Source organism: Streptococcus sanguinis (assembly GCF_020729765.1).
GTDB lineage: Bacteria > Bacillota > Bacilli > Lactobacillales > Streptococcaceae > Streptococcus > Streptococcus sanguinis_Q.
This window is the reverse complement of sequence record NZ_JAJEPD010000023.1, coordinates 119,753-136,055: the sequence shown is the minus strand read 5'-3', so window position 1 is coordinate 136,055 and position 16,303 is coordinate 119,753. Positions and strand designations below refer to the sequence as shown.

At 41.8% G+C, this 16,303-nt stretch carries 15 protein-coding genes; 12 read left to right on the top strand and 3 right to left on the bottom strand.

The features are described from left to right. Positions 1-17: 17 nt before the first annotated feature. The 8 genes from K4H96_RS02370 to K4H96_RS02335 all read left to right on the top strand — a co-directional run bounded on the left by K4H96_RS02370 (position 18) and on the right by K4H96_RS02335 (position 6,036). A complete protein-coding gene (locus K4H96_RS02370; protein ID WP_002912055.1) occupies positions 18-560 on the top strand; it encodes a DUF3267 domain-containing protein in 543 nt (180 codons plus the stop codon). Continuing rightward, a complete protein-coding gene (locus K4H96_RS02365; RefSeq protein WP_223337555.1) occupies positions 557-1,258 on the top strand; it encodes a CPBP family intramembrane glutamic endopeptidase in 702 nt (233 codons plus the stop codon). Before K4H96_RS02370 ends, K4H96_RS02365 begins: the two co-directional genes overlap by 4 nt. Positions 1,259-1,279: 21 nt before the next feature. Beyond that, on the top strand, positions 1,280-1,933 hold the full coding sequence (locus K4H96_RS02360) for a CPBP family intramembrane glutamic endopeptidase (RefSeq protein ID WP_223337556.1): 654 nt from the start codon (positions 1,280-1,282) through the stop codon (positions 1,931-1,933). Between the two features lie 161 nt (positions 1,934-2,094). After that, positions 2,095-3,012: a diacylglycerol/lipid kinase family protein gene (locus K4H96_RS02355; RefSeq protein ID WP_223337557.1), complete on the top strand. Its 918-nt coding sequence runs from the start codon at positions 2,095-2,097 to the stop codon at positions 3,010-3,012. 352 nt (positions 3,013-3,364) lie between these two features. Then, positions 3,365-4,300 carry a helix-turn-helix domain-containing protein gene (locus K4H96_RS02350; protein ID WP_223337558.1) on the top strand — a complete coding sequence of 312 codons (936 nt, stop codon included), beginning with the start codon at positions 3,365-3,367 and terminating at the stop codon, positions 4,298-4,300. A gap of 71 nt (positions 4,301-4,371) precedes the next feature. Then, positions 4,372-4,986 (top strand): DUF6287 domain-containing protein, encoded by a 615-nt coding sequence (locus tag K4H96_RS02345; RefSeq protein WP_223337559.1) that lies wholly within the window; start codon positions 4,372-4,374, stop codon positions 4,984-4,986. A gap of 50 nt (positions 4,987-5,036) precedes the next feature. Beyond that, positions 5,037-5,654, top strand: coding sequence for a DUF6287 domain-containing protein (locus K4H96_RS02340; protein ID WP_223337560.1), 618 nt, complete (start codon positions 5,037-5,039; stop codon positions 5,652-5,654). Between the two features lie 76 nt (positions 5,655-5,730). Then, the gene (locus K4H96_RS02335) at positions 5,731-6,036 is read left to right on the top strand and encodes a hypothetical protein (protein WP_223337561.1); all 306 of its coding nucleotides are present in this window, start codon (positions 5,731-5,733) and stop codon (positions 6,034-6,036) included. A gap of 56 nt (positions 6,037-6,092) precedes the next feature. Here the strand turns inward: K4H96_RS02335 and nrdF are convergent, their stop codons facing one another. The 3 genes from nrdF to nrdH all read right to left on the bottom strand — a co-directional run bounded on the left by nrdF (position 6,093) and on the right by nrdH (position 9,747). Next, positions 6,093-7,052 carry a class 1b ribonucleoside-diphosphate reductase subunit beta gene (gene nrdF / locus K4H96_RS02330; protein ID WP_002896021.1) on the bottom strand — a complete coding sequence of 320 codons (960 nt, stop codon included), beginning with the start codon at positions 7,050-7,052 and terminating at the stop codon, positions 6,093-6,095. Between the two features lie 156 nt (positions 7,053-7,208). Next, positions 7,209-9,368, bottom strand: coding sequence for a class 1b ribonucleoside-diphosphate reductase subunit alpha (nrdE, locus tag K4H96_RS02325; protein WP_223314602.1), 2,160 nt, complete (start codon positions 9,366-9,368; stop codon positions 7,209-7,211). 160 nt (positions 9,369-9,528) lie between these two features. Beyond that, positions 9,529-9,747, bottom strand: coding sequence for a glutaredoxin-like protein NrdH (nrdH, locus tag K4H96_RS02320; protein WP_002897920.1), 219 nt, complete (start codon positions 9,745-9,747; stop codon positions 9,529-9,531). A gap of 597 nt (positions 9,748-10,344) precedes the next feature. Between nrdH and K4H96_RS02315 the strand changes: the two genes are divergently transcribed. The 4 genes from K4H96_RS02315 (at position 10,345) to glgB (ending at position 16,297) form a co-directional block, all read left to right on the top strand. Further along, the gene (locus tag K4H96_RS02315; protein WP_223337562.1) at positions 10,345-10,608 is read left to right on the top strand and encodes a phosphocarrier protein HPr; all 264 of its coding nucleotides are present in this window, start codon (positions 10,345-10,347) and stop codon (positions 10,606-10,608) included. A gap of 1 nt (position 10,609) precedes the next feature. Then, positions 10,610-12,343, top strand: a complete 1,734-nt coding sequence (ptsP, locus tag K4H96_RS02310; protein ID WP_002900755.1) for a phosphoenolpyruvate--protein phosphotransferase — start codon at positions 10,610-10,612, stop codon at positions 12,341-12,343. Positions 12,344-12,577: 234 nt separating this feature from the next. Further along, on the top strand, positions 12,578-14,002 hold the full coding sequence (locus K4H96_RS02305; RefSeq protein ID WP_223337563.1) for an NADP-dependent glyceraldehyde-3-phosphate dehydrogenase: 1,425 nt from the start codon (positions 12,578-12,580) through the stop codon (positions 14,000-14,002). 384 nt (positions 14,003-14,386) lie between these two features. Continuing rightward, positions 14,387-16,297: a 1,4-alpha-glucan branching protein GlgB gene (glgB, locus tag K4H96_RS02300; RefSeq protein ID WP_223337564.1), complete on the top strand. Its 1,911-nt coding sequence runs from the start codon at positions 14,387-14,389 to the stop codon at positions 16,295-16,297. Positions 16,298-16,303: the final 6 nt, after the last annotated feature.

Below are 16,303 nucleotides of genomic sequence, written 5' to 3'. Positions count from 1 at the left end.
GATGAAAGGCGGAAATTATGAAACTACTGAAAGAACTTGATTTTATCCTTAATAAAAAGGTCAATCTGGCTCTGAATATAACGGCTGTATTGCTGATCTTCCCTTTTCTAGCCCTCTTTACTTGGATTGCTATTCTAATGTATGGCAAGGGTAGCGAAGTTTTTCATTTTTTTGACTTACTCTACCTCCTTGTTCTAATGGTCATCCATGAGCTGATTCACGGCTTTTTCTTCAAGGTCTTGGGGGATGAAAATACCAAGGTCAAGTTTGGTTTTAAAAGCGGCATGGCCTATGCGACCAGTCCAGGCAGTCGTTACAGTCGGAAAAGGATGCTCGTCATCATCCTGGCACCTTTCTTTCTGATTAGCCTAGTCCTGACCTTGATCTATGCCTTGCATATTCTGACTGCGACCTCTTATATCGTTCTTGCTAGCTTCCATGCAGCCGGCTGTGCAGGAGATTTTTTCCTGGCTGTCGCTATTCTTCGGCATAAGGGTGATATCGCTGTTGAGGATACGGAAGTCGGTATTAATATTTATCAAAAGGAGAGTACAAAATGAACAACTTCAAATCAACTGCTTTAGGACTTGTAAAATGGATAGGCTTAATTGCTCTTAGCCTCCTTATAAATGTTGCTCCGATGCTATTCTTAAGGCTCGGGAAGAGTTTACCTGTTTATGCAGAAATCTTATTGGTAGCCTTGTATCTGATTTTAGTTTTCCTGATTTTTCGTATCTTATGGCGGCGATATCAGAAGCGTGTGTCTGAAGAAAAGAAGAAATTCAAACTGTCTGGCAAGGACATCGGTTTTGCTTTTCTATTCTTTTTCCTTGCGAGAGTGGCTGCTATTGTCGGTGTTTATCTTAATCTTATCCTGAGCGGCAATTCCCAGACTAGTAATGACAGTGCTATACAAGGGCTGGGGGGGATGATGTCTTCGCAGCATATCTTCTTTGCCTTGCTCTTTGTTGCAACGATTGCTTTTATCGCTCCTATCATGGAAGAATTAATTTTCCGCGGTTTTGGGACTGCCTTCTTTTTCAAAAATAATCAAAAAGTTTTGTCTGCCATTGTGACTTCTGTGGTCTTCACCCTGCCTCATATCACTCAATTGACAGAGTTCCCAATTTATTTTGCACTTGGACTGGTTCTTTATTTATCCTATGCTCGTCGGGGGAATATAAAAGATTCCATGTTGGTTCATATCCTGAACAATCTTCCTATGGCTATAATACTGCTACTAGCTATGTTTCAGTAAAGCAAACTATAAGGAGTCACTATGAAATTAAAAACTTTCTTTACTAATTTTGGCCTTTATATACTTGTCCACTTGGCCTATTTCTATATATTTTCCGCTATAGTTCTCTTCACCATAGGCTCTCTGACAGGAGGAACTTCTCAACTATTGATTTTGCCGATTTTTGTCATACTTGCCAGTCTCTATTCTTTTGCCATGTGGAAATGGTACCAGAAAGATTTGAAACTGGAAATCAAAAATACCAAGCTGACCAGTTCTATCTGGCTTCCTAGTGTCCTCTTGCTTGCTTTTATCATCTTCCAGCAGCTCGTTCCTATTGAATCTTCTGCCAATCAGAACACTGCTGTAGAGTTGATTCAGCAGCAGCCAGCCTTTGCATTCCTATACATGGTAATCTTTGCTCCTGTTCTCGAGGAGTTGCTGACACGAGGATTTTTGGCTAAGTTTCTCTTTCCTGACCAAAATAGCTTGGCGAAAATTCTGCTCTATTTAACTGTATCTGCCAGCTTTTTCTCTCTTCTGCACATGCCGGGCAATCTTGTCCAGTTTCTCGTTTACTTCATCTTAGGGGCAATCTTTGGCCTAGGCTATTTGGCTAAGAAGGATCTGCGCTACTCAATTGGCCTACATCTGGCCAATAACCTAATTGCCTTTGTTCTTATTGTCTTCTTTTAATAGAAAAACTAAATATAAGACAGCACTTCTAAAGTTAGGCAGAAAAGTCTAACGGCAGAAGTGTTTTTCTGTGGAATGGATTTTAAATACTAAACTGCTGTTCTGGTCTTTCGAAAGCCAGCAGATTCAAATTCTTGTGAAAGTGTTTTCCAGATGGTATAATGAGCTATCAAATGAAAAGAGGTTTCTTTATGTCTAAAGTCCTATTAATTGTCAACCCTAGCTCGGGAGGCGAAAAAGCCAAGTCCTATGAAGACTTGGCAAGAGAAAAGCTAGCAGAATGTTTCGATGAGGTAGTGGTCAAGCATACTGAAAAAGGCGGAGATGCAGCAGCTTTTGCTAAGCAAGCCGCAGAAGACCATTATGATAGCGTCTTTGTCATGGGTGGCGATGGAACAGTCAATGAAGGAATCAGCGGTCTAGCTGAACTAGACTATCGTCCGACCTTTGGTTTCTTTCCACTTGGTACGGTCAATGACTTGGCGCGTGCTCTCGGCATTCCCCTAGACGCTGAAGAAGCCATTCAGAATCTGGATATCAATAAAGTCAAGCCGCTTGATATCGGCAAGATTAATGACCAGTACTTTATGAATGTAGTTGCCATTGGAACTATTCCTGAATCGATCAACAATGTAGATTCTGAAGACAAGACCAAATGGGGCAAGTTTGCTTACTTTATCTCTGGCTTCAAGCAGTTGATGGATACTAGTTTTTACGAATTTCACTTGAAGATTGATGGAGAAGAGCGTACGATAAAGAGCAGCACACTCTTGATTGGCTCTACCAACTCAATCGGAGGTTTCGAGAGCATTCTTCCTGAAGCCACTGTCAATGACGGCTTGCTCCACCTTTTGTACCTTAAGGATAAAAATCTCTTAGACACCTTGGTTTCTGTGCCAGATTTGATTTCAGGCAATGGAGAAGAAAGTGATAATATCGAGTATCTGACCTTTAAGGAAATCACAGTTGAGTTGGCTGATGACAATGCAGAGCTCAGCGTCAACGTTGACGGAGATGAGGGCGACCAACTGCCTGTGACGATTCGTGTCTTGCCATCTCACTTGAATGTGTATTGCTAGTTTTTTGTGTTTAGGCTTAAAAAAGAATATGGTAGAAGGACTCCAAACTTTTAAGTTTGGGGTCCTTTAATATTTGTAATATGCTAATTTTTAGATTTACATACTTTTCTCAAGTGATGGCGGACGTCAGCGACCTCCTGCAGAGTTCCATGACTAGCTATTGAGCCTAAGGTCTCAATAGCTCCGCTCTACCTAACTGTTGCAACAGTTAGGTAGATTTCATCACTGAGAAAAGGAAGTAATCTTTTTAGAATTTTATTAGTAAAATCTTTCCAGTTATGCTATAATAAATCTAGAATAACATGATAACATAAACAAAAGTTTCCTGATTTATTTGGGAGGGGAATTGACGATGCAAGGAAAAGAATTTGGACAGCATTTGAAACAGCTTCGATTAAATAGGGGCTGGACCAAGGAGCAACTGTGTGGTGATGAGTCAAAGTTTTCTATACGGCAGTTAACCCGTTTGGAGTCAGGCATTTCTCAGCCGACTCTCTCTACTTTAGAATATCTTGCTTCTTGTCTAGAGGTCGATTTGGCAACCTTGACAGGAAGTAAAAAAGAAAATGCAGCTCTACCTGCTGATTACCAGAGATTGAAGTATAAGCTGATTCGCACGACCACTTATGGCAACACTGAAGTCTTGTCCGAATTGGAGCATATCATAGATGAAATTTTTGAAGTTTATTATGATGATTTGCCAGAAGCTGAGCAGAATGTAATGGATATCTTGCAATCAAAGATTTATACTTATACTTCTGAGAAATTCCATAAGTATGGAATGACTCTCTTTGCCCAGCATTTGGACGATTTGCAGAGTAAAAAGCATTATGACGTGAATGACTTACTCTACATCCAGCTCTATCAGATCTATGTGGGAGATGAAGAGGAGATTCGGTCAGCTAAGTTTGATAAGGAGTTATATACAAGAATCGCTCGGCGATTACTGCAATCAGTTGACTATATTCCAAATGAATATCTCTTTCTCATGCGAGATGCTCTACTGACAATCCCAGGTATTGAGTGCGAGCGAAAAGAGTTCATTTATACAAAAGATACACTCAACAAACTTAATATAATCATGGAATTGACAGAGGACTATCAAAAGAAACCGCTGATAAGAATGTTAGAGGGAGAATATGAGCTTTTCGTACACAAGGACGAGAAAAAGGCTCAACAATACTACGAAGAGGGACTGACGCTGGCGAAATTGTTAGGTCATACTTTTCTATCTAAAAAAATGTCTGAGGAGTGGAATAAAGAACTTCAGATCTATCATCAAGGCTAACAGGACATCTATGTCCTGTTTTGGCAAAATCTTTCGTGTTATAATTAGGCAAACCTAAAGGAGGTCCTTTTATGAAAAATGCAAAATTAATGTTTCTTGCGACTGCGCTCGCTTCTTCTATTGTCTTGCTTGGTGCTTGTAGCAAACAGCAGGACAAGAAGCTATCTCAAAGTAGTAGCTCTAGTCAAACAGTTCAAACTTCTAAATCAGATGTCAAATCTGAAGCGAAAGTTGTTCAATCAGCTAGCCAAGATGAAACCGATGTAGCGTCGGCATCTTCTGAAGCTCAGCCTAAAAATGAAACAAAGTCTGACACGAAAGACCCAGCCACTCCAGCAGCGGGTGTTGATGTCAATGCTTTGGCAGCAGGAGATTTTTCGAGTGTAGCCGGTACTTGGCAAAATGATTTGGGGGATGCGATAGTATTGAATAATCAAGGGGTTGTTTCTCATACTCTGAATGGAAAAGAATCCAGCGATTATACTTTACTAAAAGGTCAAGTAAGCGATGGTAGTTATGTAGCTACTCTTGCTTATACAGCTGGTAGCAGTAGCGCAACCTTTTTAGTAATTCCAGAAGGAGCGGTTTTGCCTGATACGGGAAACGAGAATCCTAAAGCACAGATTCGAGTTGGACAAGATGCTATCACTGCTTCACAGCATCCGTATTATCGAGTAGCTGATTAACTAATTTTATTTGATTATTATATGTTTGAAACTTAGAGGAGGTTCCCTTTATGAAAAATGCGAAATTTCTGCTTACTAGTACAACACTTGTTGCGTCCGTTTTCTTGCTTATTTCTTGTGGTAAACAGCAGGAGAAGCAAACATCTCAAAGTAGCAGCTCTAGCCAAACAGTTCAAACTTCTAAATCGGATGTCAAGTCTGAATCAAAAGCTATTCAATCAGCTAGCCAAGATGAAACTGATGTAGCGTCAGCATCTTCTGAAGCTCAGCCTAAAAATGAAACAAAGTCTGACACGAAAGATCCAGCCACTCCAGCAGCAGGTATTGATGTCAATGCTTTGGCTGCAGGAGATTTTTCTAGTGTGGCTGGCACTTGGCAAAATGATTTGGGAGATCAATTTGTTATTGATGGCAATGGTTCAACAGTGCTCAAACGAAGTTCAGGCGAAGTGATTGACAATAATACCTTTTACAATGGTAGAGTTGATAATAATAAATATGTCGTATCTTTTGGGTACTATAGCTCTGGTAGCAGTGATCCCTTGTTCTTTATTCCAGAAGGTGCTGCATTGCCCTTGACAGGTAATCCTGCTCCAAAAGAACAATTGCAACTAGGCAGCGATGCTATCACTGCTTCACAGCATCCGTATTATCGCGTATCTAATTAGTTACTGTATAGGTGGGGTTAGGGATGATGTTTCCAGCTCCACCTTTATTTGGATAAAAATATGAAGGGAGGAAGAAATGGCCACTTTAATGATGAAAAAAATAGCTGAGGACTTAAATAAGATTAGAGTATTGGATGAAAATGGAGCTTTGGTGGCTTACTATGCTCTTCTGCCGGCTGACTTTTCTGGTGGTGACAGCAAGCTTTATCTGGAAAATCCAACGAGTCAAAGGCGGATGTATAGAATTTATCAAAATATGAAGCCCTCTTTATTTCCTATTGTCCCTGCTCATGACTGTACCGTGATTTATCTAACATCTGAGGCTGGAGTTGAGATTACAGTCGCAGAACATCTGGAAGAATATATCTACGATAATCAATAGATTAATAGTCAATCAAAAACCCCTCTTTCCATATTTTGGAAAGAGGGATTTTTGTCTTATAAACCGTAATTATAGTCGTCATCCTGCATGGCTTCAACTTCGCCTAGTAGGTAGCCGTTACCTACTTGGGAGAAGAAGTCATGGTTGGAAGTACCAGTTGAGATACCGTTCATGACGATAGGATTGACATCGTCCGCTGAGTCTGGGAAGAGGGGATCCTGTCCCAGATTCATCAGAGCCTTGTTGGCATTGTAGCGCAGGAAGGTCTTGACCTCTTCGGTCCAGCCGACTGTGTCATAGAGGCTTTCAGTGTAGCCTTCTTCATTTTCATAGAGGGTGTAGAGCAGGTCGTACATCCATTCTTTGAGTTTTTCTTGCTCGTCTTCTGGTAGTTCGTTAAAGGCTAGCTGGAACTTGTAGCCGATATAGGTTCCATGGACAGACTCGTCACGGATAATCAGCTTGATAATTTCAGCAACGTTAGCCAGTTTGTTATTCCCCAGATAGTAGAGCGGAGTGAAGAAACCAGAGTAGAAGAGGAAGGTTTCCAAGAAAACGCTGGCTATTTTCTTTTCCAGAGCTGTACCGTTCAGGTAAATTTCGTTGATAATCTCAGCTTTCTTTTGCAGGTATGGATTGGTGTTGGTCCAGGCAAAGATTTCATCAATTTCTGACTTGGTGTTGAGCGTAGAAAAGATAGAAGAGTAGGACTTGGCGTGAACGGACTCCATAAATTGGATGTTGTTGAAGACAGCTTCTTCGTGGGCAGTGCGGACATCCTTGCGCAGGGCATCCACACCAGATTCAGACTGGAGTGTATCCAGCAGGGTCAGGCCACCGAAGACCTTGCCGACTAAATCCTTTTCCTTGTGGGACAGCTTTCTCCAGTCATCCAGGTCATTGGACAGGGGAATCCGCGTATCCAGCCAGAATTGCTCGGTCAGTTTTTCCCAGGTGGACTTATCGATGACATCTTCGATAGCGTTCCAGTTAATGGCTTTGTAGTAAGTTTGCATTCTTTCTCCTTTAGTAGATGGTACGACCTGATGTGGTATCAGCTATCCCTTCTTGGATACTGTCCCAATGCTTCACAATTTTACCTTCCTGTTCATGATGAGGAAGGTAAAATTGTGACATGGTCGAATTTCCTTTTCTTTTTCTAAAATCTCTTGTTAGATGACACAGCTTTCACATTGGTTGGCACCTACTTCGCCGCCATCATCAGTAAAGGTACGGACGTAGTAGATGGACTTGATTCCCTTGTTGAAGGCGTAGTTACGCAGGATAGAAAGGTCGCGGGTTGTCTGCTTGCTTTCTTTTTTCCATTCGTAGAGGCCTTTAGGGATATCGCTGCGCATAAAGAGAGTCAGGGAAAGACCTTGGTCCACGTGCTCAGTTGCCGCTGCATAGACATCGATAACCTTGCGCATGTCCATGTCATAAGCACTGGTGTAGTAAGGAATAGTCTCCGTTGATAGACCAGCAGCAGGATAGTAGATCTTACCGATTTTCTTTTCTTGACGTTCTTCGATCCGTTGAGTGATTGGGTGAATTGAAGCAGAAACATCATTGATATAGCTGATAGAGCCATTTGGTGCGACAGCTAGGCGGTTTTGGTGGTAGAGGCCATCAGCCTTGACCTTGTCGCGCAACTCTGCCCAATCCTCTGCAGATGGGATAAAGATGCCAGCGAAGAGTTCTTTGACACGGTCAGACTTAGGTACAAATTCACCCGTCAGGTACTTGTCAAAGTAAGTGCCGTTGGCATAGTCAGATTTTTCAAAGTTGTGGAAGGTCACGCCACGTTCGCGAGCGATATTGTTAGACTCAACCAAGGTCCAGTAGTTCATGAGCATGAAGTAGATGCTAGTGAACTCTACAGCTTCCGCAGATCCATAATCGATCAACTGCTGAGCTAAGTAGCTGTGCAGTCCCATAGCTCCCAGACCAAAGGTGTGCGCCAGACTGTTACCATTGTCAATAGATGGCACAGCTGTGATGTGCGAGCTGTCTGTGACAAAGGTCAAAGCGCGTGTCATAGTTCGGATGGATTTTCCGAAGTCAGGCGAAGTCATCATGTTGACAACGTTAGTAGAGCCTAAGTTACATGATACATCTGTTCCTAGGTGAAGATACTCTTGCGCATCATTCAAAAGGCTAGGTTCTTGTACTTGCAGGATTTCAGAGCAAAGATTACTCATGACGATTTTACCGTCGATTGGATTTGAACGGTTGGCCGTATCAATGTTTACGACATAAGGATAGCCGGATTCTTGTTGGAGTTTGGAAATTTCTGTTTCCAAATCACGGGCCTTGATCTTGGTCTTAGTGATATTTGGATTAGCGACCAACTCATCGTATTTTTCAGTGATGTCAAGGTAGGCAAATGGCACTCCATACTCGCGTTCAACAGAGTATGGGCTGAAGAGGTACATTTCTTCATTTTTGCGTGCTAATTCGTAGAACTTATCCGGAATGACAACGCCGAGTGAGAGGGTTTTAACCCGAACTTTTTCGTCGGCGTTTTCTTTCTTGGTAGAAAGGAAAGAGATGATATCTGGGTGGAAGACGTTGAGGTAAACAACCCCAGCTCCCTGACGTTGGCCCAGCTGGTTAGAGTAAGAGAAACTGTCCTCAAAGAGTTTCATAACAGGAACAACCCCAGATGCAGCTCCCTCATAGCCCTTGATAGGTGCTCCGGCTTCCCGCAGATTGCTGAGGGAAATACCGACCCCGCCTCCGATACGAGACAATTGCAGGGCAGAGTTGATGGAGCGACCGATTGAGTTCATATCATCTGTTACTTGGATGAGGAAGCAAGAAACCAATTCACCACGACGAGCCCGACCAGCGTTGAGGAAGCTTGGTGTAGCCGGTTGGTAGCGCTGGTGGATAATTTCATTGGCAATATCCTTGGCAATGGCTTCATCTCCGTTGGCAAAGTAGAGGGCGTTGAAGAGTACCCGATCTTCCATGCTTTCCAGATAGTATTCACCATCATTGGTCTTCAGGGCATACTGGTTGTAGAACTTATAAGCAGCCATGAAAGATTTAAACTTGAAATCTTGAGCATGGATAAAAGCAGTCAACTCCTCGATGTATTCAGGAGAATAAAGTTCAATAAATTCCTTTTCCAAATAGTTTTCTTCTATTAAATATTTAATTTTTTCTGTGATAGAAGAAAATTGCTTGGTGTTTGGCTCAACGTTTTCTTTAAAAAAAGCTTTTAAGGCTTCTTGATCTTTATGAAGCATAATCTGACCATTAACTGGACGGTTGATTTCGTTGTTGAGTCGGAAGTATGTCACATCCTCTAAATGTTTGAGTCCCATGTTTTTCCTTTTCTATATAAATAAGATAATTAGCTAGCGGAAAAATATCCGCCTTACAAAAGAAACGGCCCCTATGAGCATAGGAGCTGCAGTTTGCCCTGATAATCTGTCTTTTAGTTTATCTCCCAATCAAGGCGCGCTGCCCTCAAAATAAACTACATTAAGACAGTTTTTTCAATTTACCAGGTTGGAAACCAGAAAATGCCTCAGTTGCTGTCTGAATCACAGGAGCAGCATTGAAACCAAGATCTTTGACATGGTCAATGAATTCTGGCTGTTCATCCAAGTTGATTTCGCGGTATTCTACATGATTAGTATCTAAGAAGCGCTTGGTCATTTTGCACTGAACGCAGTTGTTTTTTGAGTAAATAGTTACCATTAAAAATTCCTCTAAACTTTCGTTTTTTCTTTTAAATAATACGAAACTAGTATATCTAAAAGAAAATAGAATGTCAATAGTTTTGAACTAAATATTGTGTGATATTTTGTTATAGGATAGATTACAATACAATATATAGTGTTTGTATAAGCGGTGAAAAGAAGTGAAAAATTGCAGAAAGGGAGCAAAATGCTGTTGCAGCAATGCTTAAACAAGTCTTAAAATGTTAGATAAATGACTGGAAGATTTTCCTCCCAAAAACCAAAATCCAATATCTTGTGTTACAGAATTTAGGGAATCACTAGGAGGAGTGGAGGGGGAGTTTATATTCTTATTTTATAACAATTAGTTTCTATAAAATAAGAAATTTATGATTAAAAACTTGGTGGAAGCCATTTTTGAATAAAGCTTTGGGAATGTGGGATTTAGCTCGAAAATTCTCTCTTCAATATAATAAGAAGAGTTTTCATTTCCTAAGAAATATTTTGTAAGCGGGCTATAAAATTCTTGAAAAAGATTTCAAAAGGTGATATAATATCAACTTGTAAGGGTTATCACAATAACTCAAAAAGAATTATTTAAAAGGAGAGTCTAACTATGGCTTCTAAAGATTTCCACATTGTAGCAGAAACAGGTATTCACGCACGTCCAGCAACTTTGTTGGTTCAAACTGCTAGCAAATTTGCTTCAGACATCACGCTTGAATACAAAGGTAAATCAGTAAACTTGAAATCTATCATGGGTGTTATGAGTCTCGGTGTTGGCCAAGGAGCTGATGTTAAGATCTCAGCTGAAGGTGCAGATGCAGACGATGCTATCGTTGCAATCTCTGAAACAATGGAAAAAGAAGGATTGGCTTAATATGACAGAAATGCTTAAAGGAATTGCAGCATCTGACGGTGTTGCCGTTGCTAAGGCATATCTATTAGTTCAACCGGATTTATCATTTGAGACTGTTTCAGTCGAAGATACGAATGCAGAAGAGGCTCGTTTGGATGCAGCTCTTGAAGCTTCACAGAACGAGCTTTCTGTTATCCGTGAGAAAGCAGTAGATAGCCTTGGTGAGGAAGCCGCTCAGGTGTTTGACGCTCACTTAATGGTACTTGCTGACCCTGAAATGGTTGGGCAAATCAAAGAAACAATCCGTGCGAAAAAGACCAATGCAGAAGCTGGTCTGAAAGAAGTAACGGACATGTTTATCACTCTTTTTGAAAACATGGACGACAATCCATATATGCAGGAACGTGCGGCAGATATCCGCGACGTGACAAAGCGTGTTCTTGCTAACCTTTTGGGCAAGAAATTGCCAAATCCAGCGTCTATCAATGAAGAATCAGTTGTCATTGCTCATGACTTGACTCCTTCTGATACAGCACAGCTGGATAAGAAATTTGTTAAAGCTTTTGTAACCAATATCGGCGGCCGTACAAGCCACTCTGCTATCATGGCACGTACGCTTGAAATCGCAGCAGTATTGGGAACTAATAACATTACTGAGCTTGTAAAAGATGGCGATGTGATTGCAGCTAACGGTATCACTGGTGAAGTGATTATCAACCCAACTGAAGAGCAAATCGCAGCATTTAAAGCAGCTGGTGAGGCTTATGCTAAGCAAAAAGCTGAATGGGAATTGCTTAAGGATGCTCAGACTGTGACTGCAGATGGCAAGCATTTCGAATTGGCAGCCAATATCGGTACGCCAAAAGACGTTGAAGGTGTCAATGCTAACGGTGCAGAAGCAGTTGGTCTTTACCGGACTGAGTTCCTTTATATGGATTCTCAAGACTTCCCGACAGAAGATGAGCAGTATGAAGCATACAAGGCTGTGCTTGAAGGCATGAATGGAAAACCAGTAGTTGTTCGTACAATGGACATTGGTGGAGATAAGGAGCTTCCTTACTTCGATATGCCACATGAAATGAACCCATTCCTTGGTTTCCGTGCTTTGCGTATCTCTATCTCTGAAACTGGCGATGCGATGTTCCGTACACAAATCCGCGCTCTCTTGCGTGCATCTGTACATGGACAATTGCGCATCATGTTCCCAATGGTAGCCCTTCTGACAGAATTCCGCAAAGCTAAAGCGGTTTATGACGAAGAAAAAGCTAAATTGCAGGCTGAAGGTGTTGCAGTAGCGGATAATATCCAAGTGGGTATCATGATTGAAATTCCAGCAGCAGCTATGTTGGCGGATCAATTTGCCAAGGAAGTAGACTTCTTCTCTATCGGTACCAACGACTTGATCCAGTACACTATGGCGGCTGACCGGATGAATGAGCAAGTCTCTTACCTCTATCAACCTTACAACCCATCTATCCTTCGCTTGATCAACAATGTTATCAAGGCAGCTCATGCTGAAGGCAAGTGGGCAGGTATGTGTGGAGAAATGGCCGGCGATCAAACTGCGGTGCCATTGCTCGTAGGTATGGGCTTGGATGAATTCTCTATGAGTGCGACTTCAGTTCTTCGGACTCGTAGCCTCATGAAGAAGCTGGATACGAAGAAGATGCAAGAACTGGCTCAGCGTGCACTGACTGAATGTGCAACGATGGAAGAAGTTCTTGAGCTTGAAAAAGAATATCTGGACTTCGATTAATCTGAAAAATTAAGATCAGGGAGATTTTCCTGGTCTTTTTTGTTTTCTTCAGGGGCATAGTGAAGTTTGTGCAGAAAGTTGAAATCAAAGAAAACAGAAAATAAGCAGATCTAATATGAACAAAATTTAATAATCTATCTTAATTGTGAAAAAATTCTTTAAATTTATAACTTTTGGTTGAAATTTTCAGAAAATTTGGTAAAATAATATTTAATAACATTTTGGAGGGGACAAGTGACACAATATAAAAACTATATAAATGGAGAGTGGAAAGTTTCTGAAAATAAAATCACCATCTCATCTCCTATCAACAATGAGATTTTAGGAACTGTTCCTGCCATGACTCAGGCAGAGGTAGACAATGCGATGGCGAGTGCTCGTGCAGCTTTGCCAGCTTGGAGAGCTCTTTCAGCAGTTGAACGTGCAGCTTATCTGCATAAGGTTGCGGATATTTTAGAGCGCGATCAGGAGAAGATTGGTGAAATCCTTGCAAAGGAAGTTGCCAAGGGTATCAAAGCGGCAGTAGGAGAGGTAGTCCGGACAGCAGACTTGATTCGCTATGCAGCTGAAGAAGGGATTCGTATTCACGGTCAGGTTATGGAAGGCGGTGGCTTTGAAGCTGCTAGCAAGAAAAAATTGGCTGTGGTCCGTCGTGAGCCTGTAGGAGTTGTATTGGCTATTGCGCCATTTAACTACCCAGTCAACCTGTCTGGTTCTAAGATTGCTCCTGCCCTTATCGGCGGAAATGTCGTGATGTTTAAGCCACCTACTCAAGGTTCAATCTCTGGTTTGCTCTTGGCCCAGGCTTTTGCTGAGGCTGGTCTGCCTGCTGGTGTTTTCAATACCATCACTGGCCGCGGTTCAGAAATCGGGGACTACATCATTGAGCATAAAGAAGTAAACTACATTAACTTTACGGGCTCCACTCCAATCGGTGAACGCATCGGTAAGTTGGCTGGTATGCGTCCAATTATGCTTGAATTGGGTGGTAAGGATGCTGCAGTTGTGCTAGAAGATGCTGACTTGGAGCATGCAGCTAAGCAGATTGTTGGTGGGGCATACAGTTATTCCGGTCAGCGCTGTACGGCTATTAAACGTGTCATTGTTATGGAGAGCGTAGCAGATAAATTAGCGGCGCTACTTCAGGCAGAGGTAGAGAAACTGACGGTTGGTGATCCCTTTGATAATGCGGATATCACACCAGTCATTGATCATGCATCAGCAGATTTCATCTGGGGCTTGATTGAAGATGCTCAAGAAAAAGGAGCGTCAGCCTTGACAGAAATCAAACGTGAAGCAAATCTCATCTGGCCTGCCTTGTTTGACCATGTGACACTGGATATGAAATTAGCTTGGGAAGAGCCATTTGGTCCTGTTCTTCCGATTATTCGTGTGACTTCCGTTGAAGAGGCTATTCAGATCTGTAACCAGTCAGAGTTTGGTCTTCAATCTTCAGTCTTTACAAATGATTTCCCTAAAGCATTTGAAATTGCTGAGAAACTGGAAGTGGGTACTGTACACATCAATAATAAGACCCAACGTGGTCCAGATAACTTCCCATTCCTTGGTGTTAAGGGATCTGGAGCAGGAGTGCAAGGGATTCGTTACAGTATCGAAGCGATGACACAAGTGAAATCCATCGTGTTTGATGTGAAATAATGAGAAAGGCGGCTTTGTGCGGCCTTTTTTCTTACCTTGATGAACTTGTAAATTGAACAAGATTATCGAATCATTTGAAAAGAATCAAGCATTTATATGTTTAATTGCTTATTATTTTAAAATGTAAATTTACATATTGGTCTATATCTTTATGAAAATTTTCATCTTTTTCTTGTTTTGGACAGCTCTATATTTAGCGAAAAAGGAATAAAAACATACTTAGAGGCACAAAATGCAGTGTTTTCTCTCTCATTTATTACTAATTTTAGCTAATGTTCGTTTTTAGTGATTTTCCGTAAGGATATTTGAAATTTACTTGAAAAAGAGATAAAAATAATGTAGAATAGTATTATAGAAAACGCTTACAAATAGAAAGGTGATCGCATGGATAAGAACGAAGCATTAAGAACCTTTACAACAGGTGAAAACTTTCATTTACAGCATTATCTAGGGGCGCATCAGGATGAAGTGGACGGCAAGTCTGGCTACTCTTTCCGCGTTTGGGCGCCTAATGCTCAGAGTGTCCATTTGATTGGAGATTTCACCAATTGGTATGAAGAGCAGATCCCTATGGTCCGAAATGAAGCGGGCGTTTGGGAAGTCTTCACAGAACTGCCTAAGGAAGGAGATATTTACAAGTACAATATCAAGCGCAGCAGTGGTCAGGAAATTTTGAAAATTGATCCGCTGGCTATCTATCTGGAAGAGCGTCCGGGCACGGGAGCAGTTATTCGCACTATTCCTGAGAAGAAGTGGAAAGACGGTCTTTGGCTGGCACGCCGGAAGCGTTGGGGCTTCTTCTCTCGGCCGGTCAATATCTATGAAGTGCATGCTGGCTCTTGGAAACGCAATGAAGACGGCAGTCCTTATAGCTTTGCCCAGTTAAAAGAAGACTTGATTCCGTATCTGGTGGAGATGAACTACACACATGTGGAATTCATGCCGCTTATGGCTCATCCGCTGGGGCTTAGCTGGGGCTATCAGCTTATGGGCTACTTCGCCTTTGAGCATACCTATGGCACACCTGAGGAATTTCAAGACTTCGTTGAAGAATGCCACTTAAATAATATCGGTGTCATTGTGGACTGGGTACCAGGTCATTTCACTATTAATGATGATGCTCTGGCCTACTATGATGGGACACCGACTTTCGAGTATCAGGATCACGATCGGGCTCATAACTATGGCTGGGGTGCTCTCAACTTTGATTTAGGTAAAAATCAAGTTCAGTCTTTCTTGATTTCCAGCATTAAATTCTGGATTGATTTTTACCATCTGGATGGGATTCGGGTTGATGCTGTCAGCAATATGCTCTATCTAGACTATGACAGCGGTCCATGGCAGCCAAATAAAGATGGCGGCAATCGCAACTATGAAGGTTATTACTTCCTGCAACGCCTCAATACGGTTATCAAATTAGCTCATCCTGATGTCATGATGATTGCAGAGGAAAGCTCCTCAGAGACCAAGATTACTGGTATGAGAGAGCTGGGTGGTCTTGGATTTGACTACAAGTGGAATATGGGCTGGATGAATGATATCCTTCGCTTCTACGAAGAAGATCCGATTTATCGTAAGTACGATTTTAATCTAGTGACCTTTAGCTTTATGTACGCTTTCTCTGAAAACTTCCTCCTGCCATTCTCGCACGACGAAGTGGTTCACGGTAAGAAGAGTCTCATGCACAAGATGTGGGGTGACCGTTACAATCAATTTGCAGGGCTCCGCAACTTGCTGACTTATCAAATCTGCCATCCGGGCAAGAAATTGCTCTTTATGGGTTCAGAATTTGGTCAGTTCCTAGAATGGAAGTCAGAAGAGCAACTAGAATGGTCGAATCTGGACGATCAGATGAACAAGAAGATGCAGGGCTTTACTGCTGCACTCAATGCCTTCTATAAAGACAATCGTCCGCTTTGGGAAATTGATCTGAGCTACGATGGCATCGAAATCATAGATGCGGATAATACCGATCAAAGTGTCCTCTCCTTCATTCGTAAAACGGAAAAAGGAGATATGTTAGTTTGTGTATTCAATATGGCGCCGGTAGAGCGGAAGAACTTTACCATTGGTGTTCCAGTGGAAGCCATTTATGAAGAAGTATGGAACACTGAATTAGAAGAATGGGGAGGTGTTTGGAAGGGACATAACGAAACAGTTCAGTCTCAAGAAGGACTTTGGAAAGATTATCCACAGACCTTGACCTTTACACTGCCAGCTCTTGGAGCCAGCATCTGGAAGATCAAGCGTCGGATTGCTCGTAAAAATGTTAAAAAAGATTCCACAAAGGAGTAATAGTCT

Bases quoted from the DNA above. Each gene is read 5' to 3' on its own strand.
- K4H96_RS02370 (WP_002912055.1), top strand. From the start codon at position 18: ATGAAACTACTGAAAGAACTTGATTTTATCCTTAATAAAAAGGTCAAT.
- K4H96_RS02365 (WP_223337555.1), top strand. From the start codon at position 557: ATGAACAACTTCAAATCAACTGCTTTAGGACTTGTAAAATGGATAGGC.
- K4H96_RS02360 (WP_223337556.1), top strand. From the start codon at position 1,280: ATGAAATTAAAAACTTTCTTTACTAATTTTGGCCTTTATATACTTGTC.
- K4H96_RS02355 (WP_223337557.1), top strand. From the start codon at position 2,095: ATGAGCTATCAAATGAAAAGAGGTTTCTTTATGTCTAAAGTCCTATTA.
- K4H96_RS02350 (WP_223337558.1), top strand. From the start codon at position 3,365: ATGCAAGGAAAAGAATTTGGACAGCATTTGAAACAGCTTCGATTAAAT.
- K4H96_RS02345 (WP_223337559.1), top strand. From the start codon at position 4,372: ATGAAAAATGCAAAATTAATGTTTCTTGCGACTGCGCTCGCTTCTTCT.
- K4H96_RS02340 (WP_223337560.1), top strand. From the start codon at position 5,037: ATGAAAAATGCGAAATTTCTGCTTACTAGTACAACACTTGTTGCGTCC.
- K4H96_RS02335 (WP_223337561.1), top strand. From the start codon at position 5,731: ATGGCCACTTTAATGATGAAAAAAATAGCTGAGGACTTAAATAAGATT.
- nrdF (WP_002896021.1), bottom strand. From the start codon at position 7,052: ATGCAAACTTACTACAAAGCCATTAACTGGAACGCTATCGAAGATGTC.
- nrdE (WP_223314602.1), bottom strand. From the start codon at position 9,368: ATGGGACTCAAACATTTAGAGGATGTGACATACTTCCGACTCAACAAC.
- nrdH (WP_002897920.1), bottom strand. From the start codon at position 9,747: ATGGTAACTATTTACTCAAAAAACAACTGCGTTCAGTGCAAAATGACC.
- K4H96_RS02315 (WP_223337562.1), top strand. From the start codon at position 10,345: ATGGCTTCTAAAGATTTCCACATTGTAGCAGAAACAGGTATTCACGCA.
- ptsP (WP_002900755.1), top strand. From the start codon at position 10,610: ATGACAGAAATGCTTAAAGGAATTGCAGCATCTGACGGTGTTGCCGTT.
- glgB (WP_223337564.1), top strand. From the start codon at position 14,387: ATGGATAAGAACGAAGCATTAAGAACCTTTACAACAGGTGAAAACTTT.